At 63.5% G+C, this 19,540-nt stretch carries 20 protein-coding genes and 1 tRNA gene; 19 read left to right on the forward strand and 2 right to left on the reverse strand.

All coding sequences use genetic code 11. The annotated features are described in order from the left end of the window. Positions 1 to 317: 317 nt before the first annotated feature. The 10 genes from BM019_RS15935 (at position 318) to BM019_RS15980 (ending at position 12,738) form a co-directional block, all read left to right on the forward strand. Positions 318 to 1,826 carry a YdgA family protein gene (locus BM019_RS15935; RefSeq protein ID WP_092418880.1) on the forward strand — a complete coding sequence of 503 codons (1,509 nt, stop codon included), beginning with the start codon at positions 318 to 320 and terminating at the stop codon, positions 1,824 to 1,826. A 312-nt stretch (positions 1,827 to 2,138) separates the two neighbouring features. Further along, complete coding sequence (gene pgaA / locus BM019_RS15940; protein WP_092418881.1) at positions 2,139 to 4,616, forward strand: poly-beta-1,6 N-acetyl-D-glucosamine export porin PgaA; 2,478 nt, start codon at positions 2,139 to 2,141, stop codon at positions 4,614 to 4,616. A 12-nt stretch (positions 4,617 to 4,628) separates the two neighbouring features. Then, positions 4,629 to 6,626, forward strand: a complete 1,998-nt coding sequence (gene pgaB / locus BM019_RS15945) for a poly-beta-1,6-N-acetyl-D-glucosamine N-deacetylase PgaB (RefSeq protein WP_092418882.1) — start codon at positions 4,629 to 4,631, stop codon at positions 6,624 to 6,626. Positions 6,627 to 6,629: 3 nt separating this feature from the next. Then, positions 6,630 to 7,979 carry a poly-beta-1,6-N-acetyl-D-glucosamine synthase gene (pgaC, locus tag BM019_RS15950; RefSeq protein ID WP_062824051.1) on the forward strand — a complete coding sequence of 450 codons (1,350 nt, stop codon included), beginning with the start codon at positions 6,630 to 6,632 and terminating at the stop codon, positions 7,977 to 7,979. Next, positions 7,979 to 8,455, forward strand: a complete 477-nt coding sequence (pgaD, locus tag BM019_RS15955; RefSeq protein WP_007930308.1) for a poly-beta-1,6-N-acetyl-D-glucosamine biosynthesis protein PgaD — start codon at positions 7,979 to 7,981, stop codon at positions 8,453 to 8,455. The genes pgaC and pgaD overlap by 1 nt, the downstream gene beginning before the upstream one ends. 241 nt (positions 8,456 to 8,696) lie before the next feature. Beyond that, a complete protein-coding gene (locus BM019_RS15960) occupies positions 8,697 to 9,257 on the forward strand; it encodes a YbhB/YbcL family Raf kinase inhibitor-like protein (RefSeq protein ID WP_007930309.1) in 561 nt (186 codons plus the stop codon). A gap of 90 nt (positions 9,258 to 9,347) precedes the next feature. Beyond that, the gene (locus BM019_RS15965) at positions 9,348 to 11,099 is read left to right on the forward strand and encodes a vWA domain-containing protein (protein ID WP_092418883.1); all 1,752 of its coding nucleotides are present in this window, start codon (positions 9,348 to 9,350) and stop codon (positions 11,097 to 11,099) included. Positions 11,100 to 11,136: 37 nt separating this feature from the next. Beyond that, positions 11,137 to 11,718: an RNA polymerase sigma factor gene (locus BM019_RS15970; RefSeq protein WP_009041613.1), complete on the forward strand. Its 582-nt coding sequence runs from the start codon at positions 11,137 to 11,139 to the stop codon at positions 11,716 to 11,718. Further along, positions 11,715 to 12,464: a hypothetical protein gene (locus BM019_RS15975; protein WP_092418884.1), complete on the forward strand. Its 750-nt coding sequence runs from the start codon at positions 11,715 to 11,717 to the stop codon at positions 12,462 to 12,464. Before BM019_RS15970 ends, BM019_RS15975 begins: the two co-directional genes overlap by 4 nt. An 82-nt stretch (positions 12,465 to 12,546) precedes the next feature. Then, a complete protein-coding gene (locus tag BM019_RS15980) occupies positions 12,547 to 12,738 on the forward strand; it encodes a hypothetical protein (protein ID WP_007930316.1) in 192 nt (63 codons plus the stop codon). A 12-nt stretch (positions 12,739 to 12,750) separates the two neighbouring features. Here the strand turns inward: BM019_RS15980 and BM019_RS15985 are convergent, their stop codons facing one another. Further along, positions 12,751 to 13,302 carry a hypothetical protein gene (locus BM019_RS15985; RefSeq protein ID WP_053259206.1) on the reverse strand — a complete coding sequence of 184 codons (552 nt, stop codon included), beginning with the start codon at positions 13,300 to 13,302 and terminating at the stop codon, positions 12,751 to 12,753. 463 nt (positions 13,303 to 13,765) lie between these two features. Between BM019_RS15985 and BM019_RS15990 the strand changes: the two genes are divergently transcribed. Next, positions 13,766 to 14,023, forward strand: a complete 258-nt coding sequence (locus BM019_RS15990) for a hypothetical protein (RefSeq protein WP_092418885.1) — start codon at positions 13,766 to 13,768, stop codon at positions 14,021 to 14,023. A 234-nt stretch (positions 14,024 to 14,257) separates the two neighbouring features. Next, the gene (locus tag BM019_RS15995; protein ID WP_092418886.1) at positions 14,258 to 15,004 is read left to right on the forward strand and encodes a hypothetical protein; all 747 of its coding nucleotides are present in this window, start codon (positions 14,258 to 14,260) and stop codon (positions 15,002 to 15,004) included. Between the two features lie 199 nt (positions 15,005 to 15,203). Here BM019_RS15995 and BM019_RS16000 read toward each other — a convergent pair. Continuing rightward, a tRNA-Arg gene (locus BM019_RS16000) sits at positions 15,204 to 15,280 on the reverse strand. 254 nt (positions 15,281 to 15,534) lie between these two features. Here BM019_RS16000 and BM019_RS16005 point away from each other — a divergent pair. The 7 genes from BM019_RS16005 to BM019_RS16035 all read left to right on the forward strand — a co-directional run bounded on the left by BM019_RS16005 (position 15,535) and on the right by BM019_RS16035 (position 19,240). Continuing rightward, a complete protein-coding gene (locus BM019_RS16005) occupies positions 15,535 to 16,227 on the forward strand; it encodes a Crp/Fnr family transcriptional regulator (RefSeq protein ID WP_160166685.1) in 693 nt (230 codons plus the stop codon). Between the two features lie 89 nt (positions 16,228 to 16,316). Continuing rightward, the gene (locus tag BM019_RS16010; RefSeq protein WP_172963020.1) at positions 16,317 to 16,847 is read left to right on the forward strand and encodes an RNA polymerase sigma factor; all 531 of its coding nucleotides are present in this window, start codon (positions 16,317 to 16,319) and stop codon (positions 16,845 to 16,847) included. Positions 16,848 to 16,966: 119 nt separating this feature from the next. Next, entirely contained in the window at positions 16,967 to 17,194 is a 228-nt protein-coding gene (locus BM019_RS16015) for a RebB family R body protein (RefSeq protein ID WP_007930328.1), read from the forward strand. Positions 17,195 to 17,212: 18 nt separating this feature from the next. Further along, entirely contained in the window at positions 17,213 to 17,920 is a 708-nt protein-coding gene (locus tag BM019_RS16020; protein WP_092418887.1) for a hypothetical protein, read from the forward strand. A gap of 92 nt (positions 17,921 to 18,012) precedes the next feature. Then, on the forward strand, positions 18,013 to 18,477 hold the full coding sequence (locus BM019_RS16025) for a hypothetical protein (RefSeq protein ID WP_085533775.1): 465 nt from the start codon (positions 18,013 to 18,015) through the stop codon (positions 18,475 to 18,477). A gap of 85 nt (positions 18,478 to 18,562) precedes the next feature. Further along, positions 18,563 to 18,877 carry a RebB family R body protein gene (locus BM019_RS16030; protein WP_009041621.1) on the forward strand — a complete coding sequence of 105 codons (315 nt, stop codon included), beginning with the start codon at positions 18,563 to 18,565 and terminating at the stop codon, positions 18,875 to 18,877. Between the two features lie 51 nt (positions 18,878 to 18,928). Then, entirely contained in the window at positions 18,929 to 19,240 is a 312-nt protein-coding gene (locus BM019_RS16035) for a RebB family R body protein (protein ID WP_025808521.1), read from the forward strand. Positions 19,241 to 19,540: the final 300 nt, after the last annotated feature.

Here is a 19,540-nt window from a genome sequence, read left to right on the forward strand (position 1 = left end):
GGCCCAGCGACGGCTGCGCCGCCGATCGCAGGCTGCGCCAGCGGCTACAGGAACGCGGCGCCTACGTAGCCGCTGCCGAGCCCGCGAGGCTGCGATCGGTTGCAGAGCAACCGCAAATCCTGACTCCGCGATTTACCTGGCTAAACGCGCTATAGCTTTCTGCCCTGCGCATTCACTACTTTTCACATGGAAAGGTTGGGCCGCCTGGCCTGGCCGGTGCTAATCTTCGGCAGTTTTACGCACAGTCGAGCCACAACCCGTGCCGGGTTCAGGGAAGACGACCACACATTTCAACAACGGATCGATCGGGTCAAATAATGAATAAATCAGCAGGCGTACTGTTAGGAATCGTCGTCGCGGTGGGCGCTATCAGTGCCGGCGGCGCCTGGTATACCGGGACCAAGCTGGAAGGGGTGCTGCAAACCTCTATCGCCGACGCCAACAAGGAACTCCAGGCCGCGATGGTCGGTTCCAACGGTACCGCCAGCCTGGAGCTGGTATCGCTGGAGCGCAACCTGTTCAGCAGCACCGCGCGCTACCGCCTCAAGGGCCAGGGCGAGATGTTCGGCGACAGCGCCGAGGGCGTCGAACTGGTGTTCGTCGACCGCATCGAACACGGCCCGCTGCCGCTCTCGCGCCTGATGACCCTGAAATGGCTGCCGGTCATGGCCACCAGTCACTACGAGCTGGAAAAGAACGCCCTGACCGAGAAATGGTTCGCCGCCACCAAGGATGTTTCCCCGCTCAAGGGCGTGGTCAACCTGGGTTACGACCGCTCCGCCACCGGCAACCTGGAGTTGCTGCCGCTGGACACGGCCCTGGACGACAAGTCGACCCTCAAGTTCTCCGGCCTGAAGCTGGACCTCTCGACCAGCGCCGAAGCGCAGAAGGTCAAGGCCGAAGGCTACATGGACAGCCTCAAGCTCAACAGCGTCGCCGAAGACCAGACGCCGGTGCAGGTCGAGCTCAACGGCCTGACCCTGGCCAGCAACCTGACCAAGAGCAACTATGGCTTCTACGTCGGCGAAAACACCCTGGAGCTGACCAGCACCAAGGCCACGTTCGGCGAGAAACAATCGGTGCTCAGCTTCAAGAACTCTGAGATCAAGAGCGCCACCGACGAGACCGGCGCCCACCTGGCCGGTCGTGCCGACTACAAGATCGGCGAAGTCGCCCTCAACGGCAAAGCCGTCGGTTCGGCGCAAATGACCTGGAGCATGAAGAACCTCGACATCGCCTCCGGCATGTCGCTGATGCAGGTCTACCAGAACAAGCTGCAACCCTACGAAGACGCCGTCGCCGCGGCCGAAGCCGCCGGCGAGCCAGCGCCCGAGCTGAACCTGAGCGAGGCCGAGCAGGCCCAGGTCAAGGCTGACCTGGACAAGCTGCTGGCTGCCCAGCCGCATATCGCCCTGGAAAACCTCTCGTTCAAGACCACCAATGGCGAAAGCCGCCTGAGCCTGGTGGTGGACCTGAACAAGCCGCAATCCATGGATCTGCCGCCGGCCGAACTGAGCAAGCAACTGCTCACCCAGCTGGACCTGAACCTGCTGCTGTCCAAGCCGATGATCGCCGACATGGCATCGGTGCAGGCGCAACTGGACGGGGTGACCGACGCCAAGGCGATCGCCGACCAGGGCAGCATGGCCGCCGATATGGTCAGCGGCATGGCGCTGGGCACCCAACTGGCCAAGCTGGAAGGCAACGACATCGTCTCCAAGCTGCGTTATGCCAACAACGAAGTGGACTTCAACGGGCAGAAAATGACGCCTGAGCAGTTCGTCGGTTTTGTCATGAGCAAACTGGGTCCGGTCACCATCCAGTAAGCCGCGCAAACCCCTCCACGGGGTTTTCAGCCAGAAACGCCCGGCCTTCGTACCACGGAGCTGCCGGGCGTTTTTTTACCTGCATCCGGCTGGAGAATCCCAGCCCAGAGCCTCCTCGAACATGGCTACAGGCCACGTCGTTCGCGGATTCGCGCAGAAACGAATCTGAAGAAATATTGCATTTGCGCATCCGCATCAGCCTTGCGTGGAAGACTCCGTCCCAATCTGGCCGAGTCATCTGATTCGGCTTCCTGGCACGTATCAGGCGGGGGGACACAAGACCCCGGCTAGCCATGTAAGGATGCTGAAGAAATGCCGTTCATTGTTCATCCTGTTCGCCTTTATGGTTTGCGACCGCTGCTGCGCCTGACGTTATGCAGCCAATTGCTGTGGCCGACCCTGGCCCTCGCCGACCCGGCGTACGACCGCCTGATTCTCGACGCCCGCGCCGGCAGCTATGCGCCAGCCCTGAGCCATTTGCGCCAGGTGCCGGCCGAACGGCTGAGCACCGGGCTGGTCAGCGATCATCTGCAGATCGCCAGCTGGGCCGGCCTCGACGCCGAAGTCGTGAATGTCTATGAAACCCAGGCCCGTGGCCGGGTGCTGCCGATCCAGGCGCTGACTGCCACCGCCCGGGCCTACCGCAATCTGCAGCGCTGGGACTCGGCGATCCAGGTGTACCGCCTGGCCCTCGAACGCGACCCGCGCAATACCGACCTGCAACTGGGCCTGGCCCTGACCCAGGCCGACGCTGGCAAGCCCGAGGAAGCCGTGCGCCGTGCCCGCGAGCTGGTGGCGGCCAAGCCCGACGACGCCACCCGCCGCCTGGCCCTGGGCTACGCCCTGACTCGCGCCGGTTCGCCTTATGACGCGCTGTTCGAGTTCGACCAGGCGTTCGTCCGTGCCGGCACTCGGCCGGAAGTCGCCCGCGAATACGTGTTCGCCCTGCAACGCGCCCGCCTGCCGGAGCCGGCCTTGCGTCTGGCGCGCCAGCGCCCGGGGTTGATCGATCCGGTGATCGAGCGTCGCCTGCAAGGCGACCTGGCCGCCGAGCGCGTGCGTCTGGCCGAACTGGCGACCCGCAGTGAGAAAGAGCGCTATGTCATCGCCGACCGTGCCCTGGCCGATTACGACCAGTTGCTCGCCACCTGGACCCCGGATCCGGCGGCCAGGGACGACGTGACCCGCTGGCGCATCGACCGCATGGGCGCGCTCAAGGCCCGGGCACGCACCGCCCAGGTAATCGACGAGTACCACAAGCTGACCGCCGAAGACGTGGCCATCCCCACCTACGCCCGGCGTTGGGTGGCGGCCGCCTACCTGGACCAGCGCCAGCCGGAGATCGCCAGCGACCTCTATCGCCAGGTGCTGGCGGCGCCGGATGCCGATGTCAGCGACCGCGTCGAAGACAGCACCGCGCTGTATTACGCCTTGCTGGAAAGCGACCGCCCGCAGGAAGCGCAACAGGTCGCCGACGACCTGGCCAGGAACCAGAAGCCGCGGGTCGAGCTCAAGGGCCTGCCGGTGGGCAACCCCAACGATGAATGGATGGACGCCCAGCAACTGGCCGCGCAGTCCGGCACCTACAGTGCCGACCTGCCGGGCAGCGAGCAGCGCCTGGCCAGCCTGGTGGACCAGGCGCCGGGCAATATCGGCCTGCGCGTGGCCCAGGCCAACCTGTACCAGGCCCGGGACTGGCCGCGGCGCGCCGAGGGCCTGCTCAAGGAAACCGAGAGCATGGCGCCGCGCGATGTCGGCCTCGAGGTCGCCCAGGGCCACACCGCCCAGGACCTGCAGGAATGGCGTCAGCTCGATGCCCTGACCGACGACGTGGTGCAGCGTTATCCCGACAACCGTCAGGTGCAGCGCCTGGCTCGCCAGCGCGAAGTGCACGACATGGCCGAGCTGCGGGTCGAGACCTATGGCGGCAAGAGCTACGGCGGCGGCAACAGCGGCGCCGGCGCGGTTTCCGGGAGCAAGGATTTCGGCATCGAGACGGTGCTCTACAGCCCGCCGATCAATGAAGACTGGCGCCTGTTCGGCGGCCTCGGCTATGCCACCGGCGACTTCCAGGAAGGCACCGGGCATCACCGCTGGCAGCGTATCGGCGTGGAGCGCCGGACCCGCGACATGACCCTGGAAGCGGAAGTCTCCAACCACTCCTACGGCTTCGACGACAAGCAGGGCGCGCGGCTGTCCCTGGCCCGCGACATCGACGATCACTGGCAGTACGGCGCCAGCCTGGAATACCTGTCGGCCAACACGCCGCTGCGGGCGCTCAACAGCAACATTTACGCCAATGGCGGCAGCGGCTTCGTGCGCTGGCGGGCCAACGAGAGCCGTGAGTGGCGACTGGCCCTGAGCCCCTCGCATTTCAGCGATGGCAACAACCGTTTCGAAGCGCTGCTCACCGGTCGCGAGGGCGTCTATGCCACGCCCCACGTGCAGGTCGACCTGGGCCTGGAAGTCGGCGCCAGCCGCAACAGCAAGGAAGACACGCCGTACTTCAACCCCAAGTCGGACTTCACGGTCCTGCCGACGGTGAACGTCAACCACGTGCTCTATCACCGCTACGAAACCTCCTGGAGCCAGCAGTTCCAGGTGGGCGCCGGTACCTACAGCCAGCGCGATTACTCCACCGGGGCGATCGGCCTGCTCAGCTATGGCCAGCGCGTGACCTGGAACGACGTGTTCGAAGCCGGCGCCGCCCTGAGCGTGCTCAACCGGCCTTACGACGGCGACCGGGAAACCGACCTGCGCCTGCTCCTCGACCTTACCTACCGCTTCTAGAAGAGTCCGAAGATGCCTCCGATGACCCGTTGCATCCTCCTGCTGGGAGCCCTGATTCTCAGCGCCTGCGCCCAGCCCGCCGCGGATTTCCTGGCGCCGGCGCAACGCCCGGTGCCCGCCAGCGAAACCCCGTGGCCGAAAAACCACGTGCTGGGCATTGCCTACCACGACGTCGAAGACCGCGACCCCGACCAGGCGGTGGTGGCCGTGCGCACCGAACGCTTGATCGAACAGCTGGCCTGGCTGCGCGAGAACGGCTACCAGCCGGTCACCGTGGACCAGATCATGGCGGCGCGCAAAGGCGGCCCCGAGTTGCCGGCCAAGGCCGTGCTGCTGAGCTTCGACGACGGTTATGCGAGTTTCTACACCCGCGTGCTGCCGGTGCTGCGCAGCTATAACTGGCATGCCCTGCTGGCGCCGGTGGGGGCGTGGGTCGATACCCCGCTGAACCAGCCGGTGGATTTTGCCGGCACCCCGCGCAAGCGCTCGGACTTCCTGACCTGGCAGCAGGTCCGCGAGATCTCCCGTTCCGGCCTGGTGGAAATCGCCGCCCACACCGATGCCAACCACAAGGGCGTGCTGGCCAACCCCCAGGGCAACCTGCAACCGGCCGCCGCCGCCCGGCGCTATGACGCCAGCACCGGGCGCTATGAAAGCGAAGCCGAATTCGAGGCGCGCCTGCGCAGCGACGTGGCCGCCATCTCGAAAAAAATCCGCGCCGCCACCGGCTACAGCCCACGGGTCTGGGTCTGGCCTTATGGCGCCGCCGACGGCACCGCGCTGCGGGTGGTGGGCGAGCAGGGCTACGACATGGCCCTGACCCTCGACGACGGCCTCGATGCCCTCGACAACCTGATGAGCAGCCCGCGCTTCCTGGTGTCCTCGGACCCGGACGCCATCCACTTCTCCAACAGCGTCGTCGGCGTCGAGGCCAGCAACCCGATGCGCGTGGCCCATGTCGACCTGGACAACGTCTACGACCCGGACCCGCAGCAGCAGGAAATCAACCTCGGCAAGCTGGTCCAGCGCATGGCCGACCTGGGCGTCAACACCGTGTTCCTGCAAGCCTTCGCCGATCCCAAGGGCGACGGCCTGGTGCACTCGCTGTACTTCGCCAACCGCCACCTGCCGGTGCGCGCCGATATCTTCGACCGGGTCGCCTGGCAACTGCGCACCCGGGCCAACGTCAAGGTGTTCGCCTGGATGCCGGTGCTGAGTTTCGCCCTCGACCCGAGCCTGCCGCGCGTGACCCGCTGGGACCCGGAAACCGGCCAGGTCGCGCCCGACCCGGACCAGTACCGGCGCCTGTCGCCGTTCGACCCGCGGGTGCGACGCATCATCGGTGAGATCTACGAAGACGTGGCGCGCCTGACCTCGGTGGACGGCATCCTCTACCACGACGACGCGGTGCTCTCCGATTTCGAAGACGCCAGCCCCGCAGCCCTGCGCACCTACGCCGCCAACGGCCTGCCCGGTTCGATCGCCGCCTTGCGCGCCGATCCGGCGACCCTGCAGCGTTGGACCCGCTTCAAGAGCCGCTACCTGATCGACTTCACCCATGAGCTGACCGCCAAGGTCAAGGCGATCCGTGGGCCGCAGGTACTGACCGCGCGCAACCTGTTCGCCGAGCCGATGCTCAACCCGCAGAGCGAAGCCTGGTTCGCCCAGAACCTCGACGACTTCCTCGCCAATTACGACTGGACCGCGCCGATGGCCATGCCGTTGATGGAGGGCCAGCAGCGCAAGGCTTCCGGTGCCTGGCTGGAGCAACTGGTGGCTACGGTCAAGGCACGTCCCGGCGCGCTCAACCGTACTGTCTTCGAACTGCAGGCCCGGGACTGGGCGCAAAAACCGGCGAGCGATATCGACGCCGCGCAGATGGCTGACTGGATGGGCCGGCTCAAGCGCCAGGGCGCGACCAGTTTCGGCTACTACCCGGATAACTTTCTCGAGAACTCGCCGGAGCTGAAGACCCTCCGTCCCGCGCTCTCCACCAAGTGGAATCCTTAAATCATGTTGGATCGACTGCTAGCTCTGCTCGTCCTGGCGATTGTCCTCGGTGTGCCGCTGGGCCTGATCTTTCTGGTGACCGGCCAGTTCCTGATGGACTTCGTGTTCTTCTACCCGCTGTTCATGTCCGGCCTGTGGATTGCCGGTGGCCTGTACTTCTGGCTGCACTGGGAACGCCACTGGCCCTGGAAGGACGACACCTTGCCGCCGCCGCTGAAGGGCGAGCCGCTGATCAGCATCCTGATCCCTTGCTACAACGAGGGCGACAACGCGGCGGACACCATCCACGCGGCGCTGGCCCAGCACTACCCGAACATCGAAGTCATCGCGATCAACGACGGCTCCAAGGACAACACCGCGCAAGTGCTGGACGCCCTGGCGCTGGAAGATCCACGGCTGCGAGTGGTGCACCTGGCACAAAACCAGGGCAAGGCCGTGGCCCTGCGCATGGGCGCCGTGGCGGCGCGCAGTGAATACCTGGTGTGCATCGACGGCGACGCGCTGCTGGCGCCGAACACCGCGGCCTATCTGGTGGCGCCGCTGCTGGAGAATTCGCGCCTGGGCGCGGTGACCGGCAACCCGCGGATTCGCACCCGCTCGACCCTGGTGGGCCGGGTCCAGGTGGGCGAGTTCTCTTCGATCATCGGCCTGATCAAGCGCACCCAGCGCGTGTTCGGACGGATCTTCACGGTCTCCGGGGTGATTGTCGCCTTCCGCCGCTCGGCCCTGCACCGGGTCGGCTACTGGAGCCCGGACATGATCACCGAAGACATCGACATCAGCTGGAAGCTGCAGCTCGATCACTGGAGCATCTTCTACGAGCCGCGGGCGCTGTGCTGGATCCTCATGCCGGAAACCCTGCGCGGCCTGTGGAAGCAGCGCCTGCGCTGGGCCCAGGGTGGCGCCGAGGTGCTGTTCAAGAACATCCGCGGGATCTGGCAATGGCGCCACCGCTACTTGTGGCCGCTGCTGTTCGAATACTGCCTGTCCACCGGCTGGGCCTTCACCTTCCTGCTGTCGGTGATCTTCTGGGGCGTCGGCCATTTCATCGTCATGCCCGAGGCCATCGCCGTCGACCGCCTGATGCCGCCGGCCTTCACCGGGCTGGTGCTGGCGATGGTCTGCCTGCTGCAGTTCGCGGTCAGCATCCTGATCGATCGCCGGTATGAAAAGGGCTTGGGCAAGACCATGTTCTGGGTGGTCTGGTACCCCCTGGTGTTCTGGCTCGTCAGCCTGTTCACCACGCTTGTCAGTTTCCCCAAGGTGCTGTTCAGCCAACACCAGAAGCGTGCGCGCTGGGTCAGCCCCGACCGTGGCATCAAGCCGATAGATGATGAAGAGGAGGCTCGCTGATGAAAATCATCAGAACCCGTCAACGCCCATTGCTGGTGATCGTCGATGCGGCGTTCACCGTGCTGGCCTGGATCGGCCTGCTGTACCTGCTGGTACGCGGCCTGTGGCCGCTGATCGACACCCACGACGGCCCGCGTATCGAGGTCGGCGTGCTGGAAGCGCTGGGCACCTTGCAGACCTACCTGTGGGTGGCCCTGCTCAACGCCGCCGTGCTGATCCTCTGGGCGCGTTATCAGCAGCGCAAGAGCAAAAGTTTTGCCCGGCGCCGCCTGCCGTCGCCGGCGCTGGACGACCAGCGCCTGAGCGAAAGCTTCAAGCTCAGCGCCGCCAATTTTGCGCGCATGCGCCAGCCCGGAACCATGACGGTGCATAACGACGAGGAGGGCGGCATCAGCCTTGTCACCACCGGTTTCTTGCGCCTGAACCCCGAGCGCCAACCGCATCCGCCGTTGCTGGCGGATTCCGTGGAGCGCTGATTCGGCGGCCGGTTGAAGGTCGCGGGATCAGGGCGGCCGGGTAAAAATCCCGGTGCTCGTCGAAAAAAGCCCCGGAGCTGAAAAAAATCCGGGGTTTTTTCGTTTACAAGCGGCTGCGGCTCAAGCTCAATCAGCCTCCAAGCTCCAAGCTCCAAGCTCCAAGCTCCAAGCTCCAAGCAGCAACGCTGCACAGCTATAGTCTCCAGGCTCCGATGAACCCATTCGCAGAAGGTGCTCGCGTATGTCCCGTTTTGCCTCTCTCAATACCTGGCTGGCCGCCGGCGCCGTCCTGCTGTGCCTGCAGTTGCCGGCCCAGGCCCAGGAGCGTTTCACCCTGAACGTGCCCGGTGTCTCGGACAACCGCCTGTTCACCCCGGCCAGCGCCAGCGATGCCAAGGGCTGTGGCGGGCATAACCTGTCGCCGGCCCTGGCCTGGACCGCCGGCCCGGAAGGCACCCGCAGCTACGCCATCGTGATGCACGACCCGGACGGCGCCAAAGGCCAGGGTATCGACCACTGGGTGCATTACGGGATCAAGCCCACGACCCGGCAGATCGCCGCGGGCGCGGGGGCCAAGGGCACCCTGGAAGGGCTGGGCGGCACCAACAGCAAAGGCACCACCGGCTACGTCGGCCCGTGCCCGCCGGTGGGCGACAGCGCGCACCACTACATCATCCAGATCTACGCCCTGGAGCTGGCGCCCGACGCCTTGCCGGCCGGCCTGACCCGCGCCCAGCTGCTGGAAAAGATCAACGGCCACGTGCTGCGTAACAGCAGTGTGGTGCGGCGCTATCTGCGCTAAGCAGAAATTTTTTCCGGGGGCTTAACCCGAATCGCCGAGGGGCTTCGTCTGAAGGAGGGAATGGATCAATTTCTCCCGAGGTCAGCCCCCATGTTCCTTTCTCCGTATCTCCTTCGCCCCGCCGTTCAGGGGTGCGCCGCCGGGTTGCTGTTGGCCATGGCCGGTTGCGGCCCGTCCTCGCCTGAGACCCGGGGCGCTGCCTTGCCCGCCCCGGAGGCGGCAGAGCCGCAGGCCGCCGTGCCCTCGCCGAGCGAGGCCCCGCGCGCGGATGTGATCCTGGCCGGATACAACAACGCCAAGGCGCTCGCCCCGACGCCCAGGCACACCTCGATGATGACGCGCGAATCGCTGCCCGCCGGCTATCGCGCCGAACCGCGGGAGCAGTACCAGCACCTGCCGGACAACCCGATCCACAGCGTGGCGCAGGCTCCGGTCTCGACCTTCAGCGTCGATGTCGATACCGGTGCCTACGCCAACGTCCGGCGTCTGCTCAACCAGGGCAGCCTGCCGCCGCAAGGCGCGGTGCGCCTGGAAGAACTGGTCAACTACTTCCCCTACGATTACGCCCTGCCCGGCGACGGTTCGCCGTTTGGCGTGACCACCGAGATCGCGCCGTCGCCCTGGAACCCCCACACCCGTCTGCTGCGCATCGGCATCAAGGCTTCGGATCGCGCCGTCGCCGAGCTGGCGCCGGCCAACCTGGTGTTCCTGGTGGATGTGTCCGGCTCCATGGACCGCCGCGAGGGCCTGCCGCTGGTGCAAAGCACCCTCAAGCTGCTGGTGGACCAGTTGCGCGAACAGGACCGGGTGTCGCTGGTGGTGTATGCCGGTGAATCGCGGGTGGTGCTGGAGCCCACTTCCGGGCGCGACAAGGTGAAGATCCGCAACGCCATCGAGCAGCTGACGGCGGGCGGCTCCACCGCCGGCGCGTCGGGCATCCAGCTGGCGTATCAGATGGCCCGGCAAGGCTTCATCAAGAACGGCATTAACCGCATCCTGCTGGCCACCGACGGCGACTTCAACGTCGGCATCAGCGACTTCGACCGCCTCAAGCAGATGGCCGTCGAGCAGCGTAAAAGTGGCGTGTCGCTGACCACCCTCGGCTTTGGCGTGGACAACTACAACGAGCACCTGATGGAGCAACTGGCCGACGCCGGCGATGGCAACTATGCCTATATCGACAACCTGCGCGAGGCGCGCAAGGTCCTGGTGGACCAGCTCGGCTCGACCCTGGCGGTGGTGGCCAAGGACGTGAAATTGCAGGTGGAATTCAACCCGGCCCAGGTCAGCGAATACCGCCTGCTGGGTTATGAGAACCGCGCGCTGAAACGCGAGGACTTCAACAACGACAAGGTCGATGCCGGCGAGATCGGGGCCGGGCATACGGTCACCGCGCTGTATGAAATCGTGCCTAAGGGCGAGCAGGGCTGGCTGGAGCCGCTGCGTTATGGCCAGGCCCAGGCGTCGTCGGAATCGAACATCAAGGACGACGAGCTGGCCATGCTGCGGGTACGCTACCAGGCGCCGCAAGGCGGCAGCAGCCGGCTGATCGAGCGGCCGATCCTGGCGTCGCAACAGCACGGCAAACTCGTCCAGGCCAGCGATGATCTAAGATTTGCCGCAGCCGTGGCGGCGTTCGCCCAGCAGCTCAAGGACGCTCGTTACACCGGCGACTTCAGCCTCAAGGACACCGTCGCCCTGGCCCGCGGCGCCAAGGGCGAAGACCGTTTCGGCCTGCGCGGCGAGTTCGTGCAGCTGGTGGAACTGGCGCAGAGCCTGCAGACTGCCGCTCCGGCGGATCAGCCGGGACGCTCCGGGGAGGCGTTGAGCCGCCGTGAGTAACGTCATGACGAGCCACCAGAAGGAGTTCAGCACGACTATGCCTGCGGCGAATCGACCAGAGCCCGCCAGCAGCGACGAAACGCTGCTGGCGCGTTATCGCGCGGGTGACAGCGCCGCCTTCGAGGTCCTCTACCAGCGGCATCGCCAGGGGTTGTACCGGTTTCTACTGAGCCTGTGCGACAAGGCCGAGCTGGCCGACGAGGTCTATCAGGACACCTGGCTCAGCCTGATCCGCACCACCAGCGCGCCACAGGGCCGGGCCAGCTTTCGCACCTGGCTGTACCAGATCGCCCGCAACCGCCTGATCGACCACTGGCGCAAGCACGGCCTGCGCAACCCGCTGCACGACAGCTACGACGAGCAGTTGCACGACCTGGCCGATGACGCCAGCGGCCCGGAACAACACCTGAGCCTGAGCCGTGAACGGCAACGCATCGACGCCGCCTTGCAGGATCTGCCCGCCGACCAGCGCGAGGTGTTCCTGCTGCGCGCCCACGGCGAACTGGAGTTGCCGCAGATCGCCAGCCTTACCGATACGCCGCTGGAAACGGTGAAAAGCCGCTTCCGTTATGCGCTGAAAAAACTGCGTCGGCTCCTGGCCGAGGAGGTACTGACATGACTGACGCCCGACAGCTTCCCCCTACCGAAGAAGAGCGCATGCTCGAGCACATTCGCCAGCACAGCCACGGCGAACCGCCGGCCAGCCTCGACGCCCTGATCATGGCCACGGCCCGGCGCGAAGCCCCGGCACCCCGGCCGTCCCTGTGGCAACGCTGGTTCGATCTGTGCCGCCAGCCGCGCTGGCAAGTGGCGTTCGCCGGTCTGTTCGGCGTGACCCTGCTGCTGGGCGTGTTGCAGCGCTCTCCAGAGCCGGCACCGAGCCAGGCATTCGCTCCCGCGCCGGCACCCGTGGCAAAGGCCGCTGCCCCGCAGCTTGCACGGCGCCAGGCCGAGTCCGCGCCCGCCGGCGCTGCCCTTGCGGAATCCGCCCGTGCGGAATCAACCATGGAGGAATCGAACCGCTTCGAACTGGCCGCGACGCCGGATGCGGCCGCTGGCGCCTTGTCGGCACCCGCTCCCGCGGCACCCGGGGCGGGCCTGCCGCTGACCCATGACACGCAAGCCTTCACCGCCAAGCCTTATGAATCCCTGGGGCACCTGGCGTCATTCCCGGGTAAGGAGCAGGGCAAGGAGCCGGTTGAACGCCATGCGTCGGAGTCGATCCTCGACGACGCCCTGCGCGAGGTATTGCGGCTGCGCAAGACCGGCCAGGACAAGGTCGCCGACCAGTACATCATCGCCCTGAAGCAGCGTTTCCCCGACGAGGAAATTGCCGAGCGCCTGGAGGCCTTGCAGCAACCCTGAGGGCAAAACGCGCGCAAGTAATGGCCTGGCACCACGAAAACGCGCACTATCGAGCCAGTTTCCTGAAAGTGAGAGGCTGGCCATGGCGCCACGCATCGACCGTATCGCTGCACTGCTGAATTGCCCGACCAAGGGCGCGGATATCCGCCAGGCCATCAAGGAGAGTCGCAAGGACTTTCTGCTCGAGGCTGGTGAAGAAGATGAAGACCCGCAACAGGCCCAACCTGCCGCGGATCAAGATGAAGCGGCGCCGCAGCGGCAGACGCCAGACTGAAACCCGGCGCGGTTACTTGCGGGCGGGCGCGCGTTTCACGTTCTGGCCCTTGGCCTCGATGGCCAGGGCAATCGCCTTGTAGCAGTCGTAGAACAGTTCCTGGTTCTTGAACATGTTCTCCACCAGTTCCATCTTGCCGTCGCTGTGCTGGACGCGGATGAAGCGCTGGTTGAAGACCTCCACCAGCTCGACGTCCGAGATATTGATCAGGCGAATCTCGCGGATCTTCGAACTGAAGTTACTGACCGGGGCCACCAGCTTCTTGTCCGTCAGCACCACATAGCGATTGCCGGCGCCACGCAGGAAGATCAGCGCCCCTGCGGCGGCGACGGTCATGGCCACGCCCAGGACGCCGAGCAGTTGCATGACCAGATGACCATTGAGCCCCAGGGCCTCTATCAGCCGGATCACGCTGTTGTTCTCGCTGGGTGTGCCGAACACCGCGAACAGCGAAAGCCCACCGAAGACCAGGCCCGCCAGGGTCATTTTCTTGTAGTTGGGCCCGTAGTAATAACGCGCCTGGTGCGACGGCGCGGTGTTGCCGGAAAGGTTCGGGATATTCATCGTGTGGGGTCTTCCATGAGTCTGGCGAGAAACGCTGTGTATGCGCTCGGCAGTGGGCCGGGCACGTGAATGGCATCAGGGGAGGCATCATCGCAAAAAAGATTGGAGATACCTAAAGGGCTTTCGGAGTGAAAAGGCTTCAGCAAGAAGCGAAATACCTCACAACGAATGCAGCCAATCCGCCTTGTTCCTCCCAAACCTCCCTCCCTATAGTTCTCCCTGTCGCTGAAAAATCAGCGACCGGATTTGGCGATCCGTTTAAAGTTAGGCGCAGTCGTGTCATCGACTCCTTGCGTGTGCACTTTGTGTGCGGGCAATGGTGATCCATGGCGGCTGTGCGCGGGAGACCTTCGGGTCTGCCGGGTTTACTAACTTACCGGTTCGCCAACCCGCGTACGGCTGCCACCCACTCGTTTGGCGACGAGATCGGCAGTCTTCTTAACCAAGTTAGGGATGACATGTCATGTCGAAGTACATACCGCTGCAAACCAATTTTCCTGACTGTCCTGTTCTGCTGATCGATAGTGATGAGCCGGTAGCGCATGTGCTGGATTGTGCTCATCAGCGGATCAAGGCCGGGACGGATCTTCTGGAAAGCCTCACTTCGGTGACGATCAAGGGCATCGAGGATGCTGATCTTTATCGGCTGACCCACGCGGCTTATTTGCTGCTCAGGGAGGGGGTGGATTTATTGGAGGTTGCGCGACGAGGTGTTGAGTGAGCCTTTCGCCAGAAATGTCCCTTTCATAACCTGCCAGCGAGTCTGAGACAACAGGCTCGCTATTTAGATAGATGAATTATGGGACGTTAGCTCTTGCCGTTCACATGAGTACCAGTTCGACGAAATAAGCTGGATGTCCAACGCAACAAGGCTTTAAATCGATCACAGCCTAAGCGTCCGTTATCAAGTTACGATATCTAAAGCACAAGCAAGGATCGTCATACGAGGAACGGAATGAAAAAGCTCACAAACCCTCTAACTCTACTGGTTTTGATTGTTGTTGCCGCCTCCTTCAGCGCGCCCTTCGGAACCCCGAAAATGGCCGGCTTTATAAAAGACTTTCTACCAGCAGTCGCCACCTTGATCGCCGCATATGTAGGTGCGTGGTATGGGGCCTCTTTGGTAAAAGATGCAGCCTTGGAGGATGAACGGAAAAAGAATATAGGGGTTGGAGCCCGCACAATGTTCACTCTTTGGCGCCAAGTGAACATGATGGCTCAGATTCAAATAGACTTTGTGGACCTATACCGAAACAACCCGTCAGCACCGATAGCTATGCCACCGATCAATTACCCTCTGGACGAACCAGCGCGAATAGATCTGGACGGACTGGCTTTCTTTCTTGATCTAGGTAACGCGAAAATATTGGAGGATTTGGCTATTGCCGAACAAAATTTTCTTCATGCAGTGGACGTGATTAGAAAGCGATCCAACCTGCATCTAACGGAGGTGCAACCGATCTTGGAGAAGATTATTCCTCGTGGCGGGCCGGTCTCACATGCTGCGCTGGAACAGGCATTAGGCCCTCGATTGTTCTCACTATTAATAGACCAGACAAAATCGATGATTTTCAGGGTGGATAGTGCAGTAGTCGATCTGGACAAGGTCACTGCTGAGCTATTTAACGCTCTGAAAAAAGAATTCCCTGATTCAAAGTTCCCGCGACCGTCTGGAGCAGAGGCCGAGCGTCCTAACGCTTAGGGGGCCAAAGGTTGCGCTAAGTCCTTTGGTCCGGGCTAAATGAAGCGGTGCCAAACATCCCGTCAAGTAGTGCCAAATCTGTCGTCTCCCTACAGTTGGAACAGCCTGTCAGGCACGCCTCACGGTTTCTGCAACCAGCCCAAACGACAGAAACGAAAAAGCCCCAGGCCATGCGACCTGGGGCTTTTGCGTTTCTGGCTGGCGCACTCGGCGGGATTCGAACCCACGACCCCTGCCTTCGGAGGGCAGTACTCTATCCAGCTGAGCTACGAGTGCAGTGCGGGCGACATCATACCCATGTCGGCTTGGGGCGTCCATGCGGTTTTTTTTCGCGTGATGATTGGTCGTCGCCTCGTTGTTTATCTTGTCCTTTGCGATACCCGAAAGCCCCCTCGCCCCATTCACAAGTCCTCCTCTCGGACGTCCCTTTGTTTGCTTTGCTCTATGGCTTCAAGCGCTCTCACCGCTGCGTGCTCGCGCAGCGATTTCCTACCAGTCAAGGCGAACGCATGCATTCAAAAGGCGCGGTAATGCTCGATTTTTCGTTGCGTCAGACTCTGCTGGCACGCTCCGATCTGTTCAGGGGGCTGCCAGACACTTTGATCCGTTATGTGGCCACCCATGCCGTGGAGCGCTCGTTGAGTGACCGGGAGGTGCTCTACCTCAAGAGCGAGGCGCTGGACTTCATCGCGCTGGTCGCCGAAGGGCAGGTGTATTCGGTGATTCATGGTCCGGACGGGCGCGAGCAGATTGTCGGCAGCGCCGGCGTCGGCCAGGTGGTGGGCGAGTCGGCGCTGATCGAGGGCCACGCCCGGGAAACCTCGGCCTTCGCCTGTGGCCCGACCCGGGTGCTGCTGTTGGGGCGGCGGCATTTCCGGGTGCTGTACGACGAGCCGCTGTTCTGGCAGCGCGTGTTGATGCTGCTGATGACCCGCCTGATGAAGATCCTGGAGTTGCTCGAACTGGTTTGCCTGCATCGCCTGGAGTCGCGTTTGGCGCGGTTCCTGCTGGCCAATATCGATGACTTCGAGCTGGCCCCGGCGACCTGTGCGGCGGTGCCGCGCAACCAGGGCATCCTGGCTTCGATGCTCAACACCAGCCGGCCGAAGCTCAATGTGCAGTTGCAGCTGTGGCGGCGTTCGGGGGTGATCAGCTGCCAGAGCGGCCACCTGGTGATCAACGATGTCGAGCATCTGCGGCGCAAGGCCTGTTCGCTGAATTAATTGTCCAGCTGTTCCCCAGGTAACAGCGAACGCCTGCTGCGCGATCAGAGACTGTCGGCTCATCAAGGAATGCACAGGGAGTGCTGGCGATGGGATCTTTTCGTGAAGTGGCGGCGGTCGATCGGTTGTTCGAGGCAAGCTGGCGAGCGGTGTACCCCGAGCTGATGCGCCGGGCCAACCGGCGAGCCAGGGGCAACCTGGCCCTGGCCCAGGAGTGGCTGTCCAACACGGCCGTGAAAGCCCTGCTGTTCTTCAGGCGTTCCCCGGAACGCATACGAGAGCCGCAGGGTTTTCTGTTTCTGGTGCTGGACCATGTGTTTCTCGACAGCCTGCGGCGCAGCAAGCGTGAAGGGCAGCTGTTCGATCATTCGATCGACCTTGAGCACGATCACCAGGCCCTTCTCGCCGCGCCTTGCCTATCGGTGTTCGAGTACACCGAGCGGTTCGAACGACTGGTGCAGTTGGGCAATCGCGTGGAGCAACTGCCATTGCTCCAGCGGCGGTTGTTTGAAATGCGTTTTGTCGAGGAATTGCCGTACCCGCAGATCGCCGCCGAGCTGGGCATCGCCCAGCCTCTGGTGCGCAAGCGCGTGCAGTTGCTGCGGGCGGCGCTGCGTTGACAGCGCTTTTGCGTTCACAGCCGTGGATGCCGGGCGTTCTTGTGTCATGAGCACCTGAAACCGTCGACGAGTTCACCGCCAGCGCGCCTGCGCTGGCGCCTTCCATCAAGGAGAGATGTATGCCAGAGGTCAACAGCCAGATTACCGACGCTGTAACGCAAACCAACGTCAAGGTGGTGGCCGAGGCGCCGGCCCAGGCCATTGCCTCGCTGTACCAGGTGGCCAGCCATTCGGCGGGGCTGTCCCTGCAGAACGCGGTCAACAGCCAGCAGGCGTTGAATCAGATCTCCAATGCGGTGATCTCCAAGGCGGTGTCGCTGATCATGCAGATCGGCGAGAAGCCTTGACGCCTGGGGAGATGCCTCATGTTCTGGTTCAAGAAAAAACCTGCCGCCGCCGTCGAGCCGGAGACTGACGCCACGTCGGCGACCGACCCCGAGGCGGCCGATCCCAAGCCAAGCGATACCGAGCCGCGCAATCCCAAACCGCGCAATTCCGAAGCCGCCGAGCCTAGGGCTGCGGGGCCCCAGGTTGCCGATCCCACCCCAGCGGGCGACTCCCCGCCACCGAGTACTCCCAGCAAGTCGCCGCGCACGGTGATGGACCGCATGAACGACTACATGATGGTCCAGGTCGCGGCGCCGCCGACCGGCAGCACCGATGCGCTGAACAGCCAGATCGTCGAGGCGGTGCAGTTCACCAACGCGCAGACCTTCAGCTATGCCCCGGCGCAGATCGCCATTGCCCCGGACATGATGATCAGCCAGGCCGCCGGCCTGGTCGCGCAATCGGCGGCGGGTTATTTCGACGGGGTCAGCAAGCTGGCGCTGGCGGCCCAGGCGGTATTGCTCGAGCAGATGACGAAAAACATCGTCGAAAACCATCCCGAAAAAGCCGCCGAGGACGCCTTGGGCGCCCTGGCCACCGATCTGCTGGTGGGGGCGGCCGCCGCCGTTGCCGCGGCCGCCGGCGCCCTGGAGGCGACAGCGGCGGGTATTGCCATCGACAAGATCGACGAGAGCATCGCCAAGTACAGCAACACCCTGGCCAATCGCGGCGCGCCGCCGTCCTGATTCACGCCGTCCTGGCGTCATGAACACCCGGTCCCGGAGCCCTCCGGGACTGGGCAGCAGCACGTTCTTTAATGAGCAAGGAGGAGGCCGAGATGCCCCAGGAAAATTCCGACTCGCTAGCGAGTCTTTATCAATTGGCCGATGCGCTCAACCTGAGCCTGTCCCCGGGCGAAAAGCAGATTCTCGAAGCCTGGATGCGCAGCGAGCCGCGCACGGGTGTCATGGAGCGGGTGCTCAACCAGACCCAGCATTTGATCGAGAGCGAGAGACAACGCACCCGCGACTTGATGGAGCAGGCCAGGGTCAGCGAAAGCAGCCTGCTGGGCAGTCCCCAGCAACGTGAAGCGGTGATCCGCCAGTGGCTGGCGGCCAAGCAACAGGCGACGGTTATCGATGCGCCGGAGGAGCCTGTGCGGATGCTCAGCAGCGCGCAGAACCAACTGATCCGCCAGACCGTCGAGGAAGCCGTGCAAGCGCGGATGCTGGGGCTGGTGCAGCAGGTCGAGGCGGTGCTTTCCCGTATCGACCAGGCAGGCGACGCGCCGCAGGACCATTGAGCATTTGCTCGTTCACAGCCTGTGTTTTGCCACGTTCATTGGTTAACACGGAACCCGCCGTGTACTAAACAAAGGAAGTTGAACCATGCCATTAGTCAACGAGCAAATTACCGACGCGGTCACCCAGACCAACGTCAAAGTGGTGGCCGAATCCCCAGCGATGGCGATGAGCACCATCTACCAGTCCATGGGCCAGGCCACGGCGATTCTGTTCCAGAACGCTGTTTCCGCCCAGCAGCAGCAAAATACCCTGGCCCAGGCCGCCACCAACCAGGGCGTGATGCAGATCTACAGCGTCGATACCACCGCGGGCGCGGCGGCGACCGAAAAAGTCGCCCAGGGCGGCGTGGCCGACAACCTGACCAGCCTGCTGACAGTCCTCAAATCGTTCAACCCTTGATCGGGCGAGCGCTAACGGAAGTTGTTCTTTCTTAATTAAGGAGTTTCACCTATGAGTACAGTCAGTCCGCAAATCACCGACGCCGTGACCCAGACCAACGTCAAGGTCGTGGCCGAAGCGCCGGCCATGTCGATGGGCACCATCTACCAGTCCCTGGGGCAATCCGTAGCGATCCTGTTCCAGAACTCGGTCTCGGCCCAGCAACAGCAAAACACCCTGGCCCAGGCGGCGACCAATCAGGGCGTGATGCAGATCTACAGCGTCAACACCACCGCAGGCGCGGCGGCCACCGAAAAAATGGCCCAGGGCGGTGTCGGCGACAACCTCGCCAGCTTGCTGACGATCCTCAAGTCGTTCACCTAAGGCCTGGCCCTGGAACAACCCCGCAGCCTTATGGGCTGCGGGGTTTTTTGCGTTTGGCACGCCCAACCCCCTGTAGGAGCGAGCTTGCTCGCGATAAAGAACGCCCATTCGACACCCATGTCGGCCGCCAGGCCGCCATCGCGAGCAAGCTCGCTCCTACAGAGGGGGCAATCGCCGGGGCGGTGTCGTTGATCCGAAAGATTCTGCCAAAGCGGCGTTTTCGTTCTTTTTTTCGAACAGCCTATTGCCCTGTCCCCTGGTTGACCCTAGGATTCGTTTGAGATTTCAAACGCTCTTGTC

The sequence above is a fragment of the Pseudomonas sp. NFPP07 genome (assembly GCF_900115645.1).
GTDB classification, from domain to species: domain Bacteria; phylum Pseudomonadota; class Gammaproteobacteria; order Pseudomonadales; family Pseudomonadaceae; genus Aquipseudomonas; species Aquipseudomonas chlororaphis.